Source organism: Fictibacillus sp. UD, assembly GCF_043558025.1.
Taxonomy (GTDB): Bacteria; Bacillota; Bacilli; order Bacillales; family Fictibacillaceae; genus Fictibacillus.
Map to the genome: position 1 here is coordinate 234,381 of NZ_JARUHH010000003.1, position 24,056 is coordinate 258,436.

The window sequence follows — 24,056 nt, forward strand, 5'->3', positions numbered from 1 at the left end:
TCAGTTAAAAAAGGGGGTTTGAAATTTTTACTTCACAAAATTAAATATTGAGGAGGAAATGACTTGTTACCTAAAAAACAGCAAAAATTTGAACACCCAAGGTATAGCGAAATCGTTGAATCCAGTCAATTTAAGCAGTTAATGGAAGAGAAAAAACGTTTTATTATGCCGATGACCGTATTTTTTTTACTGTTTTACTTTAGCCTTCCCCTTTTAACAGCTTACACAGATGTATTGAACCAAAGGGCCATAGGTGATATCTCGTGGGCATGGATCTTTGCATTTGCACAATTTATAATGACGTGGTCGTTATGTATGATCTATACGAAGCGAGCAAAACGATTCGATGAGCTTGCTGAAAAAGTTGTAACAGAAATGGACAAGGAGGCCTCCTCATGAATGGTACAGCGTTTTCTTTGTTTCTAGGAATTGTCGCTTTAACATTAGTCATTACTTATTTTGCATCTAAAAAAACGAAAACTACAAGTGATTTCTACACAGCTGACGGTGGCCTAACTGGCATGCAGAACGGACTTGCTATCGCAGGTGACTATATGTCAGCAGCTTCGTTTCTAGGAATTGCGGGCACAATTGCACTTTCTGGCTTTGATGGCTTTTTCTATAGCATTGGTTTTTTAGTAGCCTATCTGGTTGTTCTATATTTGGTCGCAGAGCCACTTCGTAACCTAGGTAAATATACGATGGCGGATATGATTGCTGCAAGGTTCAATGATAAAAAGGTTCGTGGTGTTGCTGCACTTAATACGATGGCGATATCAACCTTTTATATGGTTGCGCAATTAGTTGGTGCTGGTGCCTTAATCAAACTGTTATTAGGTATTGATTACATATATTCCGTCCTTATCGTGGGTGTTTTAATGACTGTCTATGTTGTTTTTGGCGGAATGACTGCTACTTCATGGGTGCAAATTGTTAAAGCTATTTTATTAATGCTCGGTACATTTATCATTTCTGTTATGGTATTCGCAAAATTCGGATTCAGTTTTACAGAAATGTTTAACCAAGTAAAAAATGCTACTCCACTTGGTGAGTCCTTTTTAAATCCAGGAAACAAGTTTAAAGATCCTCTTGATACGATCTCATTAAACTTAGCACTCGTTTTAGGTACAGCCGGCCTTCCTCATATTTTAATCCGATTCTTCACTGTAAAAGATGCACCTACTGCAAGGAAATCAGTTGTATATGCCACATGGTTGATCGGTGCTTTTTATATCATGACGATCTTTTTAGGTTTTGGAGCTGCAGCTTTTGTTGGTCAAGATAAAATTGTAGCAGCAAATGCTGCTGGAAACATGGCCGCTCCATTGCTTGCTGAAGTGCTTGGAGGGGAGTTTTTATTTGCTTTTGTTTCAGCTGTCGCTTTTGCTACCATTTTAGCGGTTGTAGCAGGACTTGTGCTATCAGCAGCTTCTGCTTTTGCACATGACTTTTACACACATATCGTGCGAAAAGGTCATGCGACAGAGAAAGAGCAAATGAAAGCAGCCAAATGGGCCTCTGTTGGCGTAGCTATTATCTCGATTATTTTAGCCCTTTTTGCACAAAAACTGAACGTTGCATTCTTGGTCTCTCTTGCCTTTGCAGTTGCGGCAAGTGCGAACCTTCCAATCATCCTGCTTACGATCTTCTGGAAACGCTTTAATACAGCTGGTGCCGTAACAGGTATGCTTGTTGGATTAATAAGCTCACTAGTTTTGGTAGCAATTTCGCCAAGCGTTTGGTCTCCTATAGAAGGAGCAGCTATATTAACGGGCGAAGCAATTTTCCCTCTCGCGAATCCTGGAATTGTATCCATTCCGCTTGGTTTCTTAGGAGCAATTGTAGGCACGATGCTAACAAAACCTTCTGATGCCGACAAGTTTAACGAAATATTAGTAAAAGCTAATACAGGTTCAGGATTGCGTAAAGGTGCATAATAAAAGTGAGAAAACCGGCTATTATTCAGCCGGTTTTTCTTTTGTAGCAGCTTGTTTTGGAACGAGAGGATAAAATAGTATTCCTGAAGCAAGCAGAGCAATACCAAATAAAAAGGTCTTAATATCAGCTGTTCCGGCATAGATTACCCAAATCGAATAGATAGCTGCAAGTGAAGCGATGACTGCATCTGTTGATCGGCTCCTTCTTGAACCTTCATATGTTTCCCCTTTTATTACAAGTTTCAGTTGATAAAGAGAAGCGACCATATAAGGTACCAAGAAAGCTAATGTTGCAATAAAAATCATAAAATCAAATGCTGATGCCATGGATTGAGAGATTACAGAAAATAAGAAGGCTTGCGTACATAAGTTTGTAATCCAGAGTGAAAAAACAGGAGAGCCTTTTTTGTTTTCTTTTAAAAAGTGAGGTATAAACATTCGTTGCTTAGCGGCTTGAAAAGGTACTTCAGCAGATAATAAGACCCATCCAATCGTTGCACCAAATAGTGATATGACTCCTAATGTGGCCATCACCATACTTCCCGATGGACCTATGGCAGTTTTTAATGCGTCAACTAATGGTTTTTGAGATTCAACCAGTTCATTCTGTGGCAATGTTCCCATGACCAATAGCGTGATACTTAAGTACAGTGCAAGTGCGATTATCAGTCCAAGTATTGTTGCTTTTTTTACATCACTCTTTTTCTTGGCACGAGTTGAAAAAACTACAGCTGATTCTACTCCGACAAAAGCCCATAATGTAGCAATAGCCGCATTGTTGATCTGCGAAAGAAAACCAGTTTGAACACCGCCCTCTCCTTCGATCGGTTCGTAAAAAGGAATAAGGTTACTAGCTTGGAACGCATAGAGGCATGCAAGAATAAATAGCAAAAAACCTAAAACTTTTGCAGCGGTTGCAACAAAATTTACTTTTCCTGCTCCTTCAATTCCATTCAGAATTAAATAGTGGACGCTCCAAAGAAGGATTGTGCAAACGGCAAACGTAATCACGCCTCCAGTTGTAACTGTTGTTCCCAGAATCTTAAATAATGGATTCGCGTTAGTCATAACAGGAAAAAAAGTAGATAAATAACTCGCAAAAGTTGTGATGATGGCAACGTTACCAGACCAGTTTGCTACCCAATATCCCCAGCTTACAAGGTAACCTGCTAACAATGAAGAATTGGAATCTTCCTTAAATAATGCTTTAGCGTAGTTTTGAGGTCCTCCATTTAACTCAGGTTTCCTTAATGATAAATTACCAAATACAAGCGCTGTCATTAAGACGCCAAACCCCGTAATTATCCAGGCGGAAAGAACACCAGATGGACTTGCTACCTCTGCAAGTGAGCGAGGCAGCATAAAAATACCTGAACCTACCATGTTACCGACGACAAGCGCCGTTAAAACCCAAAAACCTAAATTTCTTTTCAACACAAAACCCACCTTTCCACTAAAACTATTTTACCCAATGAGAACAGTTGTAACTCAAAATGCCAAAAATGATCACGTTTCACTTTATTTTGAGGGTCTTCTCTTATACTGAGTGGGGTATCCGGAGGGCTAATTCAAGAAATTTTTAAAATAATTCCGGAAATTTCAACGTTATTCCCGCGAGTTTTGACCATAATCCGGCGAGTTTTCCTCATATATCGGCGAGTCGACATAAAGTGACACAAATGAAAAGACTTATACCCTCCCCTAATCAATGTTCTTTCATGATTTGATTACATTCACCTTGTTGGTTGATGCTTCATCCACTGGCAAATGTTTTAGGAAACAAAAAAGGAACCTGAATAATCAGGTTCCTGCAAGAGTTAGATTTGAAGGTATGTTTTCCCGTCTTCTTGAATAATCTTCTCTTCTTTCATAAGCTTTCCTAGCGCACGCTTAAATGCAGCTTTGCTCATCTGGAAAGTTTCTTTAATATCTTCTGGTGAAGATTTATCCGTAAGAGGCATTTGTCCTTTGTTTTCTCTTAAATATTGATAAATGCGCTCGGAATCTTCACTGTACGCAATCTCTTTTCTTGCTCGCATCGATAAGTTGATTCTTCCATCTTCACGAACGAACGCAACACGTGCTCCTAGCTTTTGACCGAGACGCGGCTTAACTTTTAATTCGTCGTTATGAATAAATCCGATGTGCTGAGATTCCGTGAACAACAAGACACCAGCTTCGTTTATCTTATAGACATATCCAGACGTTTGTTGATTAAATGCTTCTTCAGTTGCGGCCTCTGCTTGTTCAACCATTTCTTCTTCTGTTGCCAGATCAGCAAAGAGGCGTCCCTTTTTATCCAGCTTTAAACCGGAATATAAACGGTCTCCAAGATGTGGCCACTCGTCCCATGATTCAGGCAGATCATCTTTTGATAACAGCACATCTTTTTTGATACCTATGTGAAGAAATACACCTAACTTACGGTTTACACCTGCTACTTCAAGCCAAGCCAATGAATCGAGCTGTACTTTTGGAATTGTTTCCGTAGCAGCAAGTCTTCCTTCATGATCTTGATACAAAAATACTTCGACTAAACTTCCCTCTTCATGCTTGCTTTTGGCTTCTGCTTTGTGCAAAAGGACTTCCTTGCCATCTTCTAAATCAAGAACATAGCCCAAATCTGAATTCCTTAGTACTTTAAGAGAGTATACTAAACCTGGTTTTTTTGATTCCATATTTTCATTCCTTTTTTTAAAAGATACATAAGAAAAAAGAAAAAACCTACATAGTAGGTTTTCGCCTTCTTTTCTTAATTATTCATCCTTATTTTCTTTGGATGCTTCCAATTCCATCAGTTTTTTTACTAAGATATGCTGTGGCATGTGCATCAACTGCTCCAATGGCACGTTTAATGCTTTAGCTAATTTAACAGCAGTGTCTGCTGAAAGTTGTAATGGTTTCATATGCATCCCTCCTACAGAAGTATAGCAGTTTGTAAGGATCTTTTATACTATTTCTTAAAATAGTCCTACTGCTTTTCCATCTTCTGAAACGTCCATGTTGTTTGCAGCCGGCACTTTAGGTAATCCTGGCATTGTCATAACGTCCCCCGTTAGAGCTACTATGAATCCTGCCCCGATTGAAGGTTTCAGTTCTCTGATCGTAATGGTAAAGTTTTCGGGACGTCCTAACTTTTTCGGATCATCTGAGAATGAGTATTGAGTTTTTGCCATGCAGACAGGCAGTTCATTCCATCCAAAGTCATTATACTGCTTCATTTGTTTTAGTGCTTTTGGAGAGAATTGCACTTCGCCAGCTCCGTATACTTTTTTACAAATGGTTTCTATTTTTTCTTGTAAAGAAACGTTTAATTCATACAATGGTTTGTATGAATTTTTTTCGGTTTCAATCGTCTCCAATACTCTTTTTGCCAGCGCTTCTCCGCCTTCTCCGCCTTTAGCCCATACATCAGCTTCTTCAGCAGCAACGCCTTTTGCTTTACACCATTCTTTAATAAATGCAATTTCTTCATCTGTGTCTGTAATAAATTTATTGATGGCAACAATGACTGGAACACCAAAGTGCTTTAATGTTTCTAAGTGTTTCTCAAGGTTTGGCATTCCTTTTTCAAGTGCTCCAACGTCTGGATTTTTCAAATATTCTTTAGCTAAGCCACCGTGCATTTTAAGCGCTCTAACTGTAGCCACAATAACAACTGCGCTTGGGTTGATACCAGCATATCTCGCTTTAATATCTAAGAACTTCTCAGCTCCAAGATCAGCACCGAATCCAGCTTCTGTCACAACCATATCGCCTAACTTAGATGCAAGTTTTGTTGCGATTACACTGTTGCATCCATGAGCAATATTGGCAAAAGGACCGCCATGAACAAGAGCTGGTGTGTTTTCCAATGTTTGAACGATATTTGGACGAATTGCGTCTTTTAATAGTAATGTCAGCGCGCCATGAGCATTCAAATCCCCTGCAGTAACAGGTTGATTGTCATAATCAAATGCAACAACCATTCTTGAAAGTCGTGCTTTTAAGTCTTCTAGATCGTTCGCTAAACAGAAGATCGCCATAACTTCAGATGCAACGGTTATATCAAACCCGTCTTCACGAGGAACGCCTTGAACGGGTCCGCCTAATCCGATCACAATTTTTCTTAAAGCGCGGTCGTTCATATCTAATGCACGCTTCCATACGATGCGCCGCGGGTCGATATTCAATTCGTTTCCTTGGTGAATGTGGTTATCAATAAGTGCGGCTAATGCATTGTTCGCAGTAGTAATGGCATGCAGGTCGCCAGTAAAGTGAAGATTGATATCTTCCATCGGCATGACTTGTGAATAACCACCACCTGCTGCTCCGCCTTTAATCCCCATGCTAGGGCCTAATGATGGTTCACGCAAAGCGATAATCGTTTTCTTTCCTACACGATTAAGTGCTTGTCCAAGTCCAACTGTTACCGTAGATTTACCTTCTCCTGCAGGTGTTGGACTAATTGCTGTAACTAAGACTACTTTTCCCTCTTCAACACTTTGAAGTTTTTGAAAAAGATCTAATGAGAGTTTTCCTTTGTATCTTCCGTAAGGCTCCCAATCATCTTCTTCAATTCCTAGTTGTCCTACAATTTCTTCAATTCGCAGCATTTTAGCTGATTGGGCAATCTCGATATCACTTTTATACGTAACCTTTTCTAGCATGTTGATTTAACCCTCCATATGTAAAATTGTCTCCACTATCTATTGTATATGAAACAAGTATGTGATGCGACGAGTTTTTCTATTACAACTTTTAATCGTTTAGTTTACTTGGTAAGAGGTTATCGTATAATAGGTATGGAAAGATATACTAAGAGATTTATTAGGAGGCAGTATAATGGCAAAAATTGATGTTCAAGGCTTTGGTACATATCAGATTGAGAACGGAAAGAAACTTGTAAACGCATTAGAGGATAACGGAATCGACATTCTCCACCGTTGTGGAGGAAAAGCAAAGTGTACAACATGCCGCGTTGAGGTTTTATCCGGAGATTTAGGTCCTATAGGAGAAAATGAAGCAAATATTATCGCTACAAAAGGTCTTTCTGGCAATGTTCGATTATCATGCCAAATCTGTGTTACGGAAGACGCTTCCATTAAGCCAATCCTTACTGTAACATCTGAAGGTTTGGATGCTGGTCCACGTCCTGCTGAAGAGTGTTAATAGTAGACAAAAGTAAAAAAGCCCTGAAATGGGCTTTTTTTAATCTTGTCAAAATAAATCAACAACTCGTCAATATAATTGAAAAACTCGTCAATAAAAGATGAAAACTGGTGAAATTAAATAGAATAGTTGTCATTAAAAGACTGTTTCTTCGTAAATCGAGCAGAACTCAAAAGTAAAAGCTTATAATTTCCCTTCCCACTCACCGAAAAACTGATCCAAAAAGCTCTCTAAGAATACATGACGATCATCTGCAAGCTTTCTTGCGTAATCTGTGTTCATTCCATGCTTTAACTTTAATAGTTTTTCATAAAAGTGGTTAACGGCCGTACTTTTTTCATTTCGGTACTGTTCTTTAGTCATTTTTTCTCGAACAGGAATCTCAGGGTCGTACATCAATTGTCCTTTTGCTCCTGAATATGCAAACGTTCTTCCGATTCCAATAGCTCCGAGTGCATCCAGCCGGTCAGCGTCTTGAACCACCTTCCCCTCGATTGAATTCATCTCAGATTGATTACCGCCTTTAAATGACATAGTAGAAATAATGGACAAAATATGACTTATGTAATGATCTTCAACGGATATAGACTCTAGCCATTGCTTTACTTCTTCTAACCCTTCTTCTTCACTTCCAGCAATTTTTTCATCAGCTATGTCGTGAAGCAACGCAGCCATTACACATACAAAATGGTTCGCTTCTTCTTTTTCAGCAATTTTTTCAGCTAGATTTCTTACACGGTATATGTGATACCAATCATGTCCGCTGCTTTCGTCTTTTAGCTTGTTTTTTACAAAATTCTCTGTTTGATCGATTATCGTATGTTTCATGCTTACCCCACTGTACAAGAATGTTTCTTTTCTCTGCTTGATTTTAATTGATTCAGTAAAGCATAGGCGCGTTTCTTTGAAGTGATTTTCTCTTTTACAAAAGATTCAAGAAGTGCAATAAAGTAACTTCCATCAAAAGATAATTGCTGTATGAGCGTAACTTCTAATGCAATCTTCACTTGTGATTCTGTTGCATCGGTATAATGTCTGCCAAAATCAATAAAATGAAGATCACCATCATTTAAACGAAACCCTTTAGAAGCCAGCAAAGCTACATAATCATCTAGGATATTTTCTTCCATTTTTTGCCTCATCCCCAAAATCAAAAGATTCTAGTAAATTGTACCAGTAGTTATTAAAGATTATCAATGACTTCTTTCTTTGCTTGAATGATCTTTCCGTTTAATGCTTGAGTAACCAGCTGATCTGCATCTTTATTTTTATTTCTTGCTACCCACTCATAAACAGGTTCGACTTGAAGCTTCTTAAATAGTGTTTCGATCTTGTCTGCCCAGTTCTGGAGGTTTGTTTCATAACAAGGCCATTCACCTTTCAATTGCTCTATAACTACCTTTGAATCACCTTGAATGATGACTTCCTCATACTGTACGCCAAGCTCTTCAAGTTCTTGTGCAGCGATCCACAATGCTGCATATTCTGCTTCATTATTGGATTCAAGGTTTGTCAAACTAACGTTTTTCTTGATACGGTAGTTCACACCGTTTTGAGAGTAACGAATGATAATTCCTTGTCCGCTCGCTCCCGTTTCTGCCTTATACCCTCCATCAAAATAGATCGAAATGTTCTTAGGTTCTTCTTTTTTCACCTCTGTTAGCTTCAAAAGCTCTTTCTTTGTCCAAGAAACACCCTTCGTATCGATAAAGATCAATTCAGACACTCTTCCTGTTTTTTCAAGGTCAGCTGTAATAAAGAGAGCTTCGTTCAATGACATTGGATCAGAAACAAACCGAATCTTTAATGGTGATTTAGGGTGTTTGTACATATACTCTATTGAGAAGTTCATAGTATTGTCCTTTTTGTTTTTTATAAAGTACTTTATAATACGTATATATTTATATAGAGGAGAGACGCATTTGATAGAGATATACATTGATGGTGCGAGTGCAGGTGATCCGGGACTTTCTGGAGCCGGCGTATATGTAAAAATCGGAAATGGCACAACTCATTCTCATCGTTTTCCAATTGGTGTTATGTCTAACCATGAAGCTGAGTATCATGCGCTTATTCATGGATTAGAGTTATGTATTGAAAACGATTGGAGAATCGTATCCTTTCGCACAGATTCTCAAGCCGTAGAAAGAGCGATCGATAAAAGATACGCAAAAGATAAGCGTTATACTGAACTATTAGAAAAAGCGTTAAACTTATCACAACAGCTCGACCTGTTTTTCATTAAGTGGATACCATCCAAACAAAATAAGATAGCAGATGAATTGGCAAGGCAAGCCATTCAAATGAATAGGAGCCAGCCAAATGATTAAAAAACCTTGGTTTGCCGATTTCAATTTATTACTGGTTGCACTAATCTGGGGAACTACTTTTGTTATCGTGCAAAAAGCTATTGCTTTTTTAGAGCCTTATTCCTTTAATACGATACGCTTTAGTTTTGCGGCACTTATCTTGGTGCTTATTCTATTTTTGTTTAACTCGTCATCACTCATTCATTTTAAAAATAAAAATCTTTGGATAAGCGGTGTTATTCTCGGATTTTGGTTGTTCTTAGGTTATGGCCTTCAAACGGTTGGACTATTATATACTACATCATCTAAAGCTGGATTTATTACAGGCTTAAGTGTGGTTTTAGTACCGCTTTTTAGCTATATCTTGTTGAAACACAAGCTGAATTGGCAAGTCGGAATAAGTTCGTTACTTGCTGTTGCAGGTCTCTACTTACTGACTATACACAACAGTTTAACATTAAATGTCGGCGATGCTTATGTACTGTTATGTGCTGTTTCTTTTGCTCTTCATATTGTTTTTACAGGTAAGTTCGCTGGATCATTCAATGCCTTGTGTTTAACAGTCATACAGCTTGCAACCGTTTCTGTCTTGAGTTTTTTTACAGCTTTATTCACAGAGAATTGGCGAGAGATGTTTGCAGCAAAAATGGTGCTTCAACCCGAAGTAATCACTGCACTAGTAATCACTGCATTGTTTGCAACAGCTTTAGCTTTCTTAGCACAAACATATTTCCAATCGTTTACTACTCCTGCAAGGGTTGCTCTCATTTTTGCTATGGAACCCGTTTTTGCAGCCATAACAGCCTTCCTCATGCTTGGTGAACGTCTTGGACCAAAAGCGTTAACAGGGTGTTTCTTTATATTGCTGGGTATGATTCTGTCTGAAATCAAATTTAATGATTTATTTATAAAACGCAAACAAAAAGAGTGGGATCTTTCTTAACCCACTCTTATTTGTATCTCAAGTTCTTGCAAAGCGCTTCGAACGATTTGTTTGTCTAAAATATATCTGCATTCCTCTAGATCTCTGTCAATTACATCAGGCACATCCGTAAAAATCGTACATAGATCTTTACTTAAAACAGCCATTTCTCGGCCAGCTTCAAGTTTTTTAAGGTATCGTTTATACCTAGGATCTAAATTTTCAAAGTTTTCATAAATGGATTCAACCGCTCCATATTGCTGTATGAGTGGTAATGCTGCTTTATCACCAACACCTGCTACACCTGGAATGTTATCACTCTTATCACCTAAGAGAGCCTTTACATCAATCCATTGATTAGGTGTGATGCCGTACTCCTCTTGAAAATGATTCAGCGTATACTTCAGTTCATCGCGTTTTACCGTAATCAGCTGTGACGTTTTTTCACATAAAAGCTGCAGCAAATCGCGGTCATTGCTGTAAATGATGCATTCACCGTCGCGTTCATTGCGCCAGCGATGAACGAGTGTTCCAATGATGTCATCAGCTTCATATCTTGGAATCGTAACTTGAGTGATTCCAATGTCATCAAAAAGCTGGACGAGTGTCTCATATTGTTGAATAAGAGGCTCAGGCAATTCGTTCCTTGTTCCTTTGTAATCTGCAAATTTTTCTCTTCTGAGCGTTTCGTCACGTTTAACATCCCACGCAACAACGATATGTGAGGGTTCGTGTTCACGAACAAGCATAAGCAGTTTTTGTATCGTTACGCGAATCGCATTTATAAATTGCCCTTTAGAGTTCCGTGGCAGGTCATGCATTTCTTTTCCATATGCTGTAGCAAAATAACATCTGCTTAACAAATTAAATCCATCTATCAAAAGCAGTACTTCTTTCTTCTCCATGTCCATGTTCTTTAAATCCCCCGCTAATTATATGTTATTTAAAAAAGCGCATTTTACATGTGATGTAAAATACGCTTGTTGTCGTTTAAGTAAAGTCCGCTCTGCCGTGACTTTATATGCCTTTGGAACCTGATCTCTCAGGTGGGTATCCGCAGCTGCCGTTACAGCCTTCCAAGTCGAATGCAAGGCATGACTGTCTGACAGATCATATTGGATTCCCGTCATTAGCACATAGGTTAAAGACATGGAAAAGTCACTAACATCGCAGATTTTTATTATACTACCTGATTGTTAAGAAGTAAAATCATTTTGTTTTTTTGCCGTGGTGCATCTTTTCTACTTCCATTTCAGCGTAAGATGCAAACTCAGTTTGATTTTCAGTTCCATTTTCTTTTACATTGTTGTTGCGCTGTGCATTTGCGTTGCCTTTTTTCTGTTTGCCCATGTTTTATCCCTCCTTATTCTTACTATGGCTTTTTCACTTGAAAATAAAACTTACATAATTCTTCCTAGGTTGGTTAACTTAAGACTAAAAAGGAGGTCAATACAATGGCAAATCCTTATTTATGTCCAAATTGCAAAACCAATCGTACCCGTTTTAATGTGATCGAACAAAATCCGGTTTCGGTAAAACTTGATCCTTCAACAGGTGACGTTGTTCAGCAGTATGAAGATGGACAATTAGATATGTTCCACCTTCCATACCGAGGATCAGAAAGATTGATTCAATGCGGTGCATGCGGAATTGTTGGAGAAGAAGAAATGTATATCAAGCGTGCTCAGAGCAATCCAAGAGCATAAGAAAAGACTGCCAGTTCGGCAGTCTATTTTTGATTTTTTGGAGCAGGAAGTTTTAATGGTACAACCACCTGTTTTTGCAAAGGTTCTATATGAGAGAGATTTGAAAAAGTAACTGTAAGATTTTCTTTTGGAAGACCTTCATGAAAAACGATTAAAAATGAAGGTTTATCATCTTCATAATAATTCAGGATATCGTAATTTTTAAGCTCCATTCCTTTATTGTCTTTTACTGATACTAAGTTACGAACATGCCGTTCATCCCCAGGTTCGTCTCCAAAATGATAATACGGCTGAGGGTATAGATAATGATCTTCAATGCCTTCTTGATTATCATCGAGCGTAAATTTAATTCCAACTACTTTATTTTCCTGTTCCATTGATAACCCTCGGTACACAATTTTTAACGACTTCTCATTTGCGATTATTTCATTTTTATCAATGTCTTTTGTTGGGTTAAGCGAAAACTTGGTTATGTCAGAACTTGAAACCGAAAAGGTATAGCTATCCCGTTTCCTTTGAACAAAATGCGTCAGCACCAGCTCTAAAGAATCAGCCTTCTCTTGAGTTACTAACTCGTTTTCAACAGCGTACATTTGTAAATAGTAGCCACTCACATGATCACCGCTTATATCAAAATCAACTGGATAGTCTATATTATTTTTTTTAACTTTCCCAGCAAGTGATACAAGATCTTTATCTATATGAGTAGACAAAGAAATTCTAGAGCCAATTTGAAAGAATTCCAGATCCTTTAATTGCAATGGCACTTGCTTAGGAATACTTAATGTTTGATTTAAATTTACTGAAGCAATGGTTTCAGGTTTTAAAGGGTTATTTGGCGGATTCACCTTAAAAGCAATCGGTTTGAGCTTTGTAAAGTTTTTCTTCGAGCTTAATGAAAGATCTGATAGTTCATAACGTTCACTGCTCGAAACCTCATCCCAATCTTCTTGATTCTGCAGGCCATCAAATAAAGGATGGATGATGATTGAGCGATACAATTTATGTTTATAAACCAATCCGTTATTAAAAGTTTCACCTGGAAAAAGGTCTACTGGAAGATCGAAATCCTTCCCTTTTTTTGAAGTTAATTTAATCCTTTCAACTGAAAGCCTTGGAACCTCAAATTCATCTTTATCTCGTTCTAAAAGATCTACACTATACAAAATATACATCTGGTGCCCATGACTCCATGTATGCTCGATATGAAACTTTCTCTGATCATTAGGGATTGGCAGTGATATTTGGCTTTTCTTTAAAAGATTGAAGTGGTCAACAAATCGCAATTCCTTATATTTTATTTTTTCCATGTCCATCAATTCATTCCAGTCAGAAACCATGTGAAAATTTTCGTTATTTACTTTCCATGCAGGTTCTGCACTCTTTTCGAATTGTGTATATAGAACGAACCCGATTAATAAAACAGCTCCAATGATGATTTTCTTCCACTTGTGGTTCAAACGAAATTTCCCCTTTGGATATAAATTGCTTTACTTGCTTTTATTGATGGGATTCTTATATTTTATTGTGACTGGTTTTGAGAGCGGCTTCTCATAAGTAAGATTAGATAATGTTAACGTTAGATCTTGCTGCGGAATCATAATTGGGTTCCACTCCCCATTTTTGATATCCTCTTCGTGCAAAAACGTTATATAATACGTTCTTTTGTCTTCTGTATATGAGCGATGAATGTCAAAGTTTATTATTTTCGCTTTCATTTCATCTTCTATGGAAATCAAATTGTTTTTAAATTGACGAACATATTCTTCCGGTACTTTATCTCCATTATAATAACGTTCAGGGATAAATCCTCGATCATCAGAATGTTTGGAAGCAGTCGTTACACTAAGCATAATTCTAGGGATACCTTCAAACAAGGTTAATCCTTCATATATAACCTTCGTTTCATTCAAATTCGCAATTACTTCATTCTTCACAACAGGTTGATCTTTGTTTGTAAGAAAAGTTTGAATGTCTTCTTTAGGAATTTTCCATGAAAAAGAGCGGTTATCTTTATGTACCGATGAATTGAATGTAATGGATTTTTCATTTTTTACAGACTCCAAAAACGGCATCTCATATAAAGGCATGTAAAACCCTGTACTAGGTGTCCCTATAATGCCTAATGTTTGAGTTTGTGGAGAATTGTCTGATGCAACTGAAAATCCTATTAAGTCATCAGCATTCTTTGGAATCTCTAATGAAAGCCGTTGTTCGTACAACAATGCATCAATTGATTTAATTTTTACGTATTGATTGTCATAAGGAATGGTCTGATTAATAGCTTCAGATTTTAATACTTTCGTATAAGGATTGTCGGAGGTTACCTTTAATGAAATATCATTTATTGCTTTTGATCCGACATTTTTATAGGAAATGGCAAGATCCTTAAGTTGTATCGTGTTCGTTTGTCCTAAAATGGACCAGTCGATTTCCTCGTCTTCTATTGGTCCGGGAATAAGCATCATTGAGCGATAAAGTCTGTGTTTGTATACAAATCCTTCGTCTCTTGAACCTGGACTTCCCATATTCTCCCCTGCTCTGAGGACGATTTCTTTGCCTTCCTTCGTTTTAAACAACATATTTTTTACAGATAGACGGGGTACATCATATTCGTCTTTATCCCTCTCTTTTACGTCTACACTGTATAAGAAATACAAACGGCCTTCCAAGTTCCAAATCTTATCAATTGTTAATGTTCGATAAGCTTCTTCTAATGCCACTGTTTTATTGGCGTCTTTAAGAAATCCATATTGATCGACCATTTCAAGTTCTTCAAACTTTGTATATTCTCTTTTCATTCCTTCATGTAATGATTTGACCACTGTAAACTGTTCTGCATTAACAGACCAAGCAGGCTCTGCAGTTTTTTCGTATTGTGTATAGATGGCAAAACCGCCGATCAGCGCTGTACCGATCAACACTTTTTTTAATGTCTGCAAATATGACAACTCCTTTAACCCTGTACTCCCATATTAGCACAATATCTTGAATTTTTATTAAAAATATCCAGTTATTAGGTAGATAGTAAGTTCTATTCAATTGAATTCAAAAACCTCGCCTATAAGACGAGGTTTCAGGATTAAGTGGATACTGCTTCACTTATTTTATTGAGTTGCTTCTCCATGATCTTTAATCCTTGAAGAAGCTGTTCATTTGTTATGACTAGCGGTGATAGGATCCGTATAACGTTGCTGTATAGACCAGCACCCATTATAGCAACCCCATTTTGGTTACAAAGTGCAATAATTTTCTTTGCACGGTCTGAATCTGGTGTCTTTGATTTTTTGTCTTTTACAATTTCAAGTGCACACATTGCGCCTATTCCACGAACATCACCGATAAAATCATATTGAGACTTCCATCTGGTAAACGTTTGGAGAATGGTTTCACCAATCTCATTTGCTCGTGTTAATAAATTCTCTTCCTCTATCATCGTTATTACTTCTAACGCTGCCACACAGCCAAGCGGGCTGCCTCCATACGTACCACCAATCTCCCCAGGTGCTGGTGCATCCATAATCTCCGCCCTGCCTGTAACAGCTGAAATCGGAAGACCCGCAGCGATTGATTTTGACATGGTCATCAAATCTGGCACAACATCAAAATGTTCCATGGCAAACATTTTTCCAGTTCGGCCAAATCCTGTTTGAATCTCGTCTGCAATCAATAAGATATTATATTTATCACAAATTTGGCGAAGGCCTTTTACAAAAGTTTTGGAGGGGATAACGAAACCACCCTCACCTTGGACAGGTTCAAATATAATGGCTGCAATTTCCTCTGGTGGTACTTCTCCTAAGAAAAAGTCTTCAAATTTTTCTAAGATGGCGGCGTCTGTTTCTTCTATATTTCGGTCATCTCTGTAATAGTAAGGGTATGGCATCTTATACGTTTCTGGTGCGAATGGACCGAACTCAAATTTATAAGGTTTTACCTTGCTTGTTAATGACATGGCAAGAAGTGTTCTTCCATGAAATCCACGCTCGAAGGAGATGATTGCTTTTCTGCCTGTAAATTTTCTTGCAATTTTTACTGCGTTTTCTACAGCTTCAGCACCGCTGTTTAAAAAGAATGTTTTCTTATGGTGGTCCCCTGGTGTAATTTCGTTTAATTTTTCAGCAAGCTGCACATACGGTTCATACATCATTACGTGAAAACATGGATGAATGTATTTTTCTATTTGATTCTTTAATGCTTCAACAACTCTCGGCGGACAATGGCCAACATTTAAGGTTCCGATTGCACCAGCGAAATCAATATACTCTTTTCCGTCAACATCTGTCATCGTGCTTCCACTTGCGTGATCTACAAAGTTCAAAACGGTATTAAACGGTCCTCTTGGTACGTTTAATTCTTTTCGTCTTAATAACTCCTCTGATTTCTTCATATATTCTCGCCTCCGCACCAGTCATAAATCGTTAGAGCAATAATTTCAGCAGCTTCCATAATCTTAGCAATCTCGATATATTCGTTTGGGTAATGAGCGACTGCCGTAACACCTGGACCAAACACGATAGATGGAGTATCACCAACATGTGATAAAAGACCTCCGTCCGTTCCCCATGGAGATGCTTCAATGATCGGTGCATTTCCTGTAACACCTTCAAAATTCTTGCAGAGGGTGTTCATTAGTGGATGATCGGTCTCAATTAAACCAGGCAGCCATTGCGCTCCAAACCATTCAATAGAGATTGGATGATCTTTTAACCATGAATCTGAAAGGTTAGATAAATAGCTTTCTAGTTCTGCTTTTACTTCTTCGAGTGTTTCGTTAGGGGCAACACCGATTCTTCCTTCTAGTTCAACCGAATCAGGGACAGATGACGGCCAATTCCCTCCTGTAATTTTCCCTATATTAATTGGAACCGGTATGGGGATATCTTTGTATAATGAATCCGTTATTCTCTTGTTACGAATCGATTCTAAGTCTTTTATTGCTGAAAGAACAACACTCGCTTTTTCAATCGCGCTAACTCCTTCATAACGAGTACCGCCGTGAGCTGCCTTTCCTTTTATCGTTAACCGAAACCACATAGAACCTTGCTGGGCAGGAAAGATCTTCATGTTGGTAGGCTCTGGAATGATGGCTGCATCTGCTTTATAACCCCGCAGTACTGCCGCAAGCGTTCCTGCACCTCCACTTTCTTCTTCTATGACACTATGAAAGAATAAATCACCCTTTAGCTGAGCACCTGTTTCTTTTAATGCTTGAATAGCAAGCAGAAGTGATAGATTTCCACCTTTCATATCAGTGGATCCTCGACCATAGAGCTTACCGTCAATAACTTTTCCGCTATAAGGATGTTCATCCCATTGTGTCAGATCACCTTCAGGGACAACATCAATATGTCCGTTAAGAACGATAGAGCGGCCGTTTCCTGTTCCTCGCCAAATGCCAACAACATTAGGACTTGTACTGAAATCTGTTCGGCTTGCACAATAGCTAGGATGTTTCGCTAATTCTTCACCATCTGGATACCACATATCAACTTCGAGGCCAATATCCTTCAGTTTTTGTGCGATCAAGTGCTGTACGCCTGTTTCATTACCAGTGGTACTTGCCTCTTGCACTGTTTTTTGTAAAAATCGTACGGCGTTATCTTGTTCTTTCATCAGCCAATTTGAGAGCTTTTCTTTAACTAGCATGTGAAACCTCCCTTAACATTCATTGAAAAACGGATACTTGTTCATCAATAACGATTGAAGCACCTGTAGTTTGAATAACATCTTCTACCGTATAAGGATTCATAATCTCACGAAGATACAGCTTTCCGTTCTCACATTGAAAAACAGCTTTTTCAGTTATGATCATGTTTGCTCCTTCTTTAACCGTTAGAGGAAGAGAGCAGTTTTTTACAATTTTAGGATTACCGTTCTTATCTGTGTGGTTCATTAAAATAATGACTTTTTTTGCTTTTTGTGCAAGATCAATCGCACCACCCATACCAGGGACACGTTTTCCAGGTACGATCCAGTTTGCGATATCTCCTCGCTCACTAACTTCAAGTGCGCCTAAAATGGTTACATCAAGCAGTCCTTTTCTAATGATTCCAAATGCGGTGGCACTATCAAAATAAGAGGCACCAGGCTGTATCGTAACAGGATAGCCACCTGCATTTGATAAGTTCCCATCTTCATTACCAGCTATAGGTGAACCACCCATACCTAGAATGCCATTCTCAGTATGAAGCATGATATGTAGATCGCTAGAGATGTAGTCAGCAACGAGTGTCGGGATACCGATGCCTAGGTTCACGGTCATTCCATTCTTTATTTCGAGGGCTGCCCTTCTTGCGATTCTTTGCCTTGTTTCAGTTCCCAAACCCATTTCCAGTCCACTCCTTTACTTTGAATAATGTAGTCGACAAAGACACCTGGTGTGATGATTTCTTCAGGATCAAGTGAACCTACTGGAACAATTTCTTCTACCTCAGCAATCGTAATCTGCCCTGCAGTTGCTACTAATGGGTTTGTATTCCGAGCACTTTTGTCATATATAAGGTTTCCGTACAAATCGGCTTTTTTGGCATAAACAATAGATACATCAGCTGTTAATGCGGTTTCGATCATGTATTCTTTTTTGTTTACAAAAACCTTCTCTTTGTTCGCTTCAACGACTGTTCCTAAACCTACATCGACTAATATACCGCCAAGCCCCATCCCGCCTGCTCTTATTTTTTCAGCAAGCGTTCCTTGTGGTACAAATTCCACCTCTAAAAGCCCTTCTTGCATTTGTTTTCCTGCCTCTGGATTTGAGCCAATGTGAGATGCAATCAGTTTTTTTACTCGTTTTTCCGTAATAAGTTTCCCAGGGCCGATCCAAGGAAACCCCGTATCATTGCTGATAAGAAAAATATCTTGAATGCCTTTATCAAGAATTAAATTAACGAGAGAAGGAGGAGCGCCAACCCCTCCAAACCCACCAACCATTAGCGACATTCCATTAAAGAAATAGTTAGAAGCGCTTTCTAGTGAAATCTGTTTATTTACGCTCTGGACCATCTTTCAACACCTCTTTCAACTTGTCGCTTCTGTAATGTATAATCCGTCTGTGATTAATTGGGTAGTTAGTTCACTAATCGATTGGTCGAGGATATCTATCATGTCGGTAATCTGTTCTTTCGTAACGGTTAACGGTGGAGAAACAAGTATGGAGTCACCTGAGAATCCAGTTACACCTCCGACCGCTGGATAGACGAGTAAACCTTTTTCAAAACAGATGGAAAGGAGCCGGTCGGTTACTTTCGTGCTTAACTCAAAAGGCTCTCTAGAAATTGGATCCTTAACAAATTCAATACCGCATAATAATCCTTTTCCTCTTACATCACCAATCAACGGATATTTCCATTGCAGCCGTTGCAGATGAGTGATTAAATACTGGCCCATAACAGCTGCGTTTTCCTGAAGTTTGTTTTTTTCCATATAATCAATAACAGCTAAGCAAACTGCTGCTGATTGAGGATTGGCGCTAAATGTATGGCCGCTCATCACTACTTTGCTGCCTGCTTCAATCACGTTCATAATACGATCTGATACGATTGTTGCTGCCATTGGTGTATATCCAGCACTCATACCCTTACCTAACGCTATGATGTCAGGAATGATGTTCCAGTGTTCCATAGCAAACATCTTTCCTGTTCTGCCCATACCTGTCATTACTTCATCTGCGATAAATAAAATATCATATTTATTACATACAGCTCTGATCTTTGCAAAATATTCGTCAGGCGGTGCGATTGCTCCCCCTGATGCCCCGATGATTGGTTCTGCAATAAAAGCAGCAATTTGATCAGGGCCTATCGCTTGAATAATCGTCTCCAAATCATCTGCACATTTTACCCCGCATCCTGGATAAGTCTCTTTTAACGGACACTGATAGCAATATGGAGCAGGTGCGGCAGGGAAGTCTTCTAGAAGGGGAGTGAAGCGCTGCCGTCTTAACTGATGACCTGACATGGAAAGAGCACCTAAAGTAATTCCGTGATAACTGGTCCATCTGGATATGACTTTTGTTTTCGTCATGTTGCCTTGTTCTTGAAAATACTGAATAGCAACCTTTAATGCTGTCTCGGTTGCTTCAGAACCACTATTCACAAAGAAAACGGAATTAAGATCTCCAGGAGCGTATTGAGCTATTTTTTCTGCTAAGTGTTCTGCTGCATCACTAGTAAACTGTGATCTGTATACAAATGAAACATGCTGTGCCTGATTCCACATCGCTTCTGCAATTTCACGGACACCATGCCCGATATTTGCTGTTATTGCTCCAGAAGATCCATCCATATATTGCTTGCCGTCTTTATCATATAAATAGATTCCTTTACCATGACTGATAACAGGATAGTTGTTTCCTAGAACCGGTTTGATGAGATGTGATTTTCTCATGAAAAAGGCTCCTTCCTCCTGAGGTTAAAAAGGAAACGCCCATTATGAAATCAGACATTTCCTTCCTCTATATGATGTTAAATCTTAAAGTAGTTTTTCTTTAAAAACCTTGGTATGCTCATTAAATCAGTATACGAAATCGTTGAATCTATTTTCTTCGTATCAATCAGCATAAGCTGATCCTCAATTTCATCTACAACATGGTCCTCTTGATATTCCATGCCGCAAGAAGAGCAGGAAACAGAAGGGATTACAGTTATTTCAACGGCTCTCGAACCATCTGGAAGTTCCCAATAACCCGTTAGACCTGTCTGTTCTGCTTTTTCACTTTCACACCATAAACACTTCATGTTATCCTCCTTTCTATGCATTCTTTTGTTCTTCAGGAGACGGTGAAACTCCTTCGTCTTTTTGCTGTTCAAACTTAAATTTTTTCTCTTTAAGTTCATCTCGTTTATCCCGTTTATCTTTTAAAGAACTATGCTCTGGATTAGATCCATAATCTTCTCTTCTTTCAAGACGTTTTAATCCTTGTGGAACGAGATTGAAAGCTTCATCTCGCATAAGAGCTGAAACACCGATGGCAGGCTTTATATGGTCTGTGCCCATAACTTCATTGAAGTAAGCATCAGCCCTGCCAGCTTGATAGTTTTGTGGTTCTGGATAAGAAGTGATAACACCCTCAAAATTTCTAAGAACTACTTTTTCTGGTGATTGAGAGATTAAATAGTTAGGTTGAACGGCAATCTTACCTCCGCCTCCAGGAGCATCAACTACAAAAGTCGGAACAGCATAACCGGACGTATGACCCCGCAGTCCTTCGATGATTTCCAACCCTTTTGAAACAGGTGCTCGGAAATGCCCGATACCCTCAGATAAATCGCACTGGTAGATGTAATAAGGCCGAACTCGAATTTTCACAAGATCATGCATCAGCTTTTTCATAATCGGAACACTGTCATTGATGCCAGCTAGAATTACAGACTGGTTACCTACCGGAACACCAGCATTAGCAAGCATCTCACATGCTCTTTTAGATTCTTCTGTAATCTCTAATGAAGTATTAAAATGTGTGTTAAGCCAAACCGGATGATACTTCTTTAAAATATTGCATAAATTCTCTGTAATTCTTTGTGGGAAAACGACAGGTGCACGTGTACCAATTCTAATGATTTCAAGGTGTGGGATTTCCCTTAGGTTCTTTAAAATATATTCCAAGATGTTGTCATTAATTAGTAATCCGTCACCACCTGAGATTAAACAGTCTCTAACTTGAGGATTGTTTCTTATATAATTGATAGCTGCATCTAGCTGTTTCTTTGGAACACCCATACCAATCTGCCCAGAGAACCTTCTTCTCGTACAATAACGACAATACATTGAACATTGATTGGTTACGAGAAAGAGTACGCGGTCTGGATAACGATGTGTTAATCCTGGAACCGGAGAATCTTCATCCTCATGTAAAGGATCTTCTAAATCGTATTTCGTCTTTAAAATTTCCTTGCCGATTGGTACTGACTGCATACGAATCGGACACCTTGGATCATCTTGATCCATTAGCCATGCATAATAAGGTGTTATATTTAAAGGGATTGTCATCGTCGAAATTTTGACTCCCTCTTCTTCTTCAGGTGTCAGGTTAATGATACTCTTTAAGTCCTTTAAATTTCTGATGGTGTTCGTAAGCTGCCATAACCAATCATTCCATTGCTCGTCTGTAACATCTTTCCATAACTCAAATTCTTTCCAATGTTTTTTAGGTTTGAATAATCCATTCACTACAGGCATGTCAACGACCTCCTTTATTTCTACACTTCATACTCTTGCAAGATGCATGCCAAGTTACAGAAATTTCAGAAATTTAGTGATATACCTATACTTTATGCACTTAAGCTGATTGTGGGCCTATATACTTTCAAGGAAAGTCTTACTTTGTTGTTTTTGTAAGTGGTTGATTTCCGTTTCAGGTGCTCGCTTTCCGCGGGGCAGGCGTTGAGCCACATTCGTACGTTTCACGTATAAGTGTCTCACCTGCCCGCCTGTCCCGCAGGAGTCTCCCACCTTGCACTCCAATCAACTATCACGGAAGTAAATATAAATGAGGTTTGAAAGCTACAATCTTTTAGAAAACAGTCTTTAGATGGGATCCTATCAAAAAAGAAAAAACTGCCGAAAAATCGGCAGTTTATCTTTGTTTAATTTTATATTGAAGGGTTTGCCTAGGTACTCCTAGAATTTTTGCTGCTTGAAGAATGTTTCCAGATGTTTGTTTTAGTGCCATCTGAATAATTTGTTGTTCATAATCCCCTAATGCCTTTCTTAATGGAGGAACAGAAGATAAATCAGGTGCACTTTCTATACGGATAGCAGCATTTGAAGGTGCAACATGCTTTGGCAGCAATTCTAGTCCGATTAACGAGTAATCTTCGGAAAAGTTCATACTATGTTCGATGGCGTGTTTAAGTTCGCGTACATTACCGGGCCAAGAATAATTTTGGAGCACTTGTTCTGCCTCATCTGTAATGCCTTCAACTTTTTTTTGGAAGACAGCATTAAAATGCGTAACAAAATATTGAATCAGAAACGAAATGTCCCTTTTTCTTTCCCTTAAAGGAGGAAGTTCGAAATAAACAACATTCAATCTATAAAATAGATCGTGTCTTAAACTGCCTTTATTCATACACTCTTCAGGTTTTTCATTGAGTGCAGAGATTATCCTAACATCAATCTTGCGGGTAACATGGCTCCCAACTCGTTGAACGACTCCTTCTTGAACGACTCGCAGGAGCTTAGCTTGGAGCTCAACGGGCATTGAATTAAGCTCGTCCAAAAATAAAGTGCCTCCATCTGCCAACTCAAAAACTCCTGGACGATCAATGGCTCCAGTAAAACTACCTTTCGTAGTACCAAACAATATACCTTCGAGCAGCGGTCCTGGAATCGCAGCACAGTTTTGAACAACAAAAGGTTGTGAACTGCGTTTAGAAGAGTTGTGGATCGCTTGAACAAACATCTCTTTTCCGGTTCCGGTTTCTCCGTAAATCATAATCGGTGATTGGGTTTGTGAGGCTTTTTCACACTGCATCTTAACTTGATCAAGTGTTGAATCATTCGTGATAATATCTGAGAAGTGGTAACTGGCAAACGTTTGGTTCTTATGTGATTTATTTAATCTTTTCATTTTTGACTGCAAATCTAATAATTGTTCAGACAGTTGTTTTATTTTTGAAAGGTCTTTTGCTACTTCTACCGCACCTATCAACTCTCCATTCAGCCAAAGCGGTAAAGTGGAGTTTACCGTATCTATTTGTTTGCCTTTTCGGTTCGTATACGATTGGTGTTCATTAAAGATCGGTTTTCCTGTTTGAATGACCTTTAATAAAGTGCTGGTTTCTGTTGTCAGTGAGGGGAACGCTTCGAGTACATGACAATTATGAACTTCATCAGGTGTTAATCCATCAAGTGTTGCTGCAACCGAATTGTAAAAGATAGTTATACCATCTGCATCGACTACATGGATTCCTTCATCAATTGTTTTCAAAATGGCATTTAACGTTTCGGCTGTTTCCATTGAACCAGTGATCATCTTCGCTCACCACCAAGAGTGCTTAATTTTCGTCATCAGGTGCCGAAAAGTCGG

At 38.7% G+C, this 24,056-nt stretch carries 26 protein-coding genes and 1 other RNA gene; 6 read left to right on the top strand and 21 right to left on the bottom strand.

The window, feature by feature from the left end; genetic code table 11:
- Positions 1–63 precede the first annotated feature (63 nt).
- Positions 64–399: a DUF485 domain-containing protein gene (locus P8610_RS07400; RefSeq protein WP_289495525.1), complete on the top strand. Its 336-nt coding sequence runs from the start codon at positions 64–66 to the stop codon at positions 397–399.
- Complete coding sequence (locus tag P8610_RS07405) at positions 396–1,937, top strand: solute symporter family protein (protein WP_394603797.1); 1,542 nt, start codon at positions 396–398, stop codon at positions 1,935–1,937. Before P8610_RS07400 ends, P8610_RS07405 begins: the two co-directional genes overlap by 4 nt.
- A 21-nt stretch (positions 1,938–1,958) precedes the next feature.
- Here the strand turns inward: P8610_RS07405 and P8610_RS07410 are convergent, their stop codons facing one another.
- The 4 genes from P8610_RS07410 to P8610_RS07425 form a co-directional block, all read right to left on the bottom strand.
- On the bottom strand, positions 1,959–3,374 hold the full coding sequence (locus P8610_RS07410; RefSeq protein WP_394603798.1) for an amino acid permease: 1,416 nt from the start codon (positions 3,372–3,374) through the stop codon (positions 1,959–1,961).
- 380 nt (positions 3,375–3,754) lie between these two features.
- Positions 3,755–4,615 carry a CvfB family protein gene (locus tag P8610_RS07415; protein WP_394603799.1) on the bottom strand — a complete coding sequence of 287 codons (861 nt, stop codon included), beginning with the start codon at positions 4,613–4,615 and terminating at the stop codon, positions 3,755–3,757.
- A gap of 78 nt (positions 4,616–4,693) precedes the next feature.
- Positions 4,694–4,843: a YycC family protein gene (locus P8610_RS07420; protein WP_082861366.1), complete on the bottom strand. Its 150-nt coding sequence runs from the start codon at positions 4,841–4,843 to the stop codon at positions 4,694–4,696.
- 54 nt (positions 4,844–4,897) lie between these two features.
- Complete coding sequence (locus P8610_RS07425; RefSeq protein WP_394603800.1) at positions 4,898–6,586, bottom strand: formate--tetrahydrofolate ligase; 1,689 nt, start codon at positions 6,584–6,586, stop codon at positions 4,898–4,900.
- A gap of 175 nt (positions 6,587–6,761) precedes the next feature.
- Between P8610_RS07425 and P8610_RS07430 the strand changes: the two genes are divergently transcribed.
- Entirely contained in the window at positions 6,762–7,088 is a 327-nt protein-coding gene (locus P8610_RS07430) for a 2Fe-2S iron-sulfur cluster-binding protein (protein WP_289495530.1), read from the top strand.
- A gap of 183 nt (positions 7,089–7,271) precedes the next feature.
- Here P8610_RS07430 and P8610_RS07435 read toward each other — a convergent pair whose 3' ends face one another.
- The 3 genes from P8610_RS07435 to P8610_RS07445 are packed head-to-tail and all read right to left on the bottom strand — an operon-like array spanning position 7,272 to position 8,940.
- Positions 7,272–7,916: an HD domain-containing protein gene (locus P8610_RS07435; protein ID WP_394603801.1), complete on the bottom strand. Its 645-nt coding sequence runs from the start codon at positions 7,914–7,916 to the stop codon at positions 7,272–7,274.
- A 2-nt stretch (positions 7,917–7,918) separates the two neighbouring features.
- Positions 7,919–8,218 carry a DUF6123 family protein gene (locus P8610_RS07440; protein WP_394603802.1) on the bottom strand — a complete coding sequence of 100 codons (300 nt, stop codon included), beginning with the start codon at positions 8,216–8,218 and terminating at the stop codon, positions 7,919–7,921.
- A gap of 53 nt (positions 8,219–8,271) precedes the next feature.
- Positions 8,272–8,940, bottom strand: coding sequence for a reverse transcriptase-like protein (locus tag P8610_RS07445; protein WP_394603803.1), 669 nt, complete (start codon positions 8,938–8,940; stop codon positions 8,272–8,274).
- Positions 8,941–9,010: 70 nt separating this feature from the next.
- On the opposite strand from P8610_RS07445, the gene P8610_RS07450 reads away from it, so the two are divergent.
- Both P8610_RS07450 and P8610_RS07455 read left to right on the top strand, forming a co-directional pair.
- Positions 9,011–9,418, top strand: coding sequence for a reverse transcriptase-like protein (locus tag P8610_RS07450; protein ID WP_289495534.1), 408 nt, complete (start codon positions 9,011–9,013; stop codon positions 9,416–9,418).
- Positions 9,411–10,340 (top strand): DMT family transporter, encoded by a 930-nt coding sequence (locus P8610_RS07455; RefSeq protein WP_394603804.1) that lies wholly within the window; start codon positions 9,411–9,413, stop codon positions 10,338–10,340. Before P8610_RS07450 ends, P8610_RS07455 begins: the two co-directional genes overlap by 8 nt.
- Here the strand turns inward: P8610_RS07455 and P8610_RS07460 are convergent.
- The 3 genes from P8610_RS07460 to P8610_RS07470 form a co-directional block, all read right to left on the bottom strand.
- Entirely contained in the window at positions 10,337–11,230 is an 894-nt protein-coding gene (locus P8610_RS07460) for a 5'-3' exonuclease (protein ID WP_394603806.1), read from the bottom strand. The genes P8610_RS07455 and P8610_RS07460 overlap by 4 nt on opposite strands.
- An 83-nt stretch (positions 11,231–11,313) precedes the next feature.
- A non-coding RNA gene (ssrS, locus tag P8610_RS07465) (6S RNA) lies at positions 11,314–11,498 on the bottom strand.
- Between the two features lie 30 nt (positions 11,499–11,528).
- On the bottom strand, positions 11,529–11,669 hold the full coding sequence (locus P8610_RS07470) for a hypothetical protein (RefSeq protein WP_289495536.1): 141 nt from the start codon (positions 11,667–11,669) through the stop codon (positions 11,529–11,531).
- A gap of 104 nt (positions 11,670–11,773) precedes the next feature.
- Between P8610_RS07470 and P8610_RS07475 the strand changes: the two genes are divergently transcribed.
- Entirely contained in the window at positions 11,774–12,025 is a 252-nt protein-coding gene (locus P8610_RS07475) for a DNA alkylation repair protein (protein WP_289495537.1), read from the top strand.
- A 23-nt stretch (positions 12,026–12,048) separates the two neighbouring features.
- Here P8610_RS07475 and P8610_RS07480 read toward each other — a convergent pair whose 3' ends face one another.
- From P8610_RS07480 to P8610_RS07530, 11 genes are all read right to left on the bottom strand, one after another.
- The gene (locus P8610_RS07480) at positions 12,049–13,485 is read right to left on the bottom strand and encodes a hypothetical protein (RefSeq protein ID WP_394603807.1); all 1,437 of its coding nucleotides are present in this window, start codon (positions 13,483–13,485) and stop codon (positions 12,049–12,051) included.
- Positions 13,486–13,515: 30 nt separating this feature from the next.
- Positions 13,516–14,967, bottom strand: a complete 1,452-nt coding sequence (locus P8610_RS07485) for a hypothetical protein (protein ID WP_394603808.1) — start codon at positions 14,965–14,967, stop codon at positions 13,516–13,518.
- Between the two features lie 140 nt (positions 14,968–15,107).
- Positions 15,108–16,415 carry a 4-aminobutyrate--2-oxoglutarate transaminase gene (gabT, locus tag P8610_RS07490; RefSeq protein WP_394603809.1) on the bottom strand — a complete coding sequence of 436 codons (1,308 nt, stop codon included), beginning with the start codon at positions 16,413–16,415 and terminating at the stop codon, positions 15,108–15,110.
- Entirely contained in the window at positions 16,412–17,674 is a 1,263-nt protein-coding gene (locus P8610_RS07495; protein WP_394603810.1) for a peptidase, read from the bottom strand. The genes gabT and P8610_RS07495 overlap by 4 nt, the downstream gene beginning before the upstream one ends.
- A gap of 19 nt (positions 17,675–17,693) precedes the next feature.
- Positions 17,694–18,356 carry a 3-oxoacid CoA-transferase subunit B gene (locus P8610_RS07500; protein ID WP_289495542.1) on the bottom strand — a complete coding sequence of 221 codons (663 nt, stop codon included), beginning with the start codon at positions 18,354–18,356 and terminating at the stop codon, positions 17,694–17,696.
- Positions 18,299–19,030, bottom strand: a complete 732-nt coding sequence (locus P8610_RS07505) for a CoA transferase subunit A (protein ID WP_289495543.1) — start codon at positions 19,028–19,030, stop codon at positions 18,299–18,301. Before P8610_RS07505 ends, P8610_RS07500 begins: the two co-directional genes overlap by 58 nt.
- A 15-nt stretch (positions 19,031–19,045) precedes the next feature.
- Positions 19,046–20,413 (bottom strand): aspartate aminotransferase family protein, encoded by a 1,368-nt coding sequence (locus P8610_RS07510; protein WP_289495544.1) that lies wholly within the window; start codon positions 20,411–20,413, stop codon positions 19,046–19,048.
- A gap of 77 nt (positions 20,414–20,490) precedes the next feature.
- Positions 20,491–20,763, bottom strand: a complete 273-nt coding sequence (locus tag P8610_RS07515) for a YokU family protein (protein ID WP_289495545.1) — start codon at positions 20,761–20,763, stop codon at positions 20,491–20,493.
- A gap of 13 nt (positions 20,764–20,776) precedes the next feature.
- A complete protein-coding gene (gene ablA, locus P8610_RS07520) occupies positions 20,777–22,204 on the bottom strand; it encodes a lysine 2,3-aminomutase (protein WP_289495546.1) in 1,428 nt (475 codons plus the stop codon).
- 117 nt (positions 22,205–22,321) lie between these two features.
- Positions 22,322–22,477, bottom strand: a complete 156-nt coding sequence (locus P8610_RS07525) for a hypothetical protein (protein ID WP_394603812.1) — start codon at positions 22,475–22,477, stop codon at positions 22,322–22,324.
- A 124-nt stretch (positions 22,478–22,601) separates the two neighbouring features.
- Positions 22,602–24,002 (bottom strand): sigma-54 interaction domain-containing protein, encoded by a 1,401-nt coding sequence (locus P8610_RS07530; RefSeq protein WP_394603813.1) that lies wholly within the window; start codon positions 24,000–24,002, stop codon positions 22,602–22,604.
- Between the last annotated feature and the right edge of the window lie 54 nt (positions 24,003–24,056).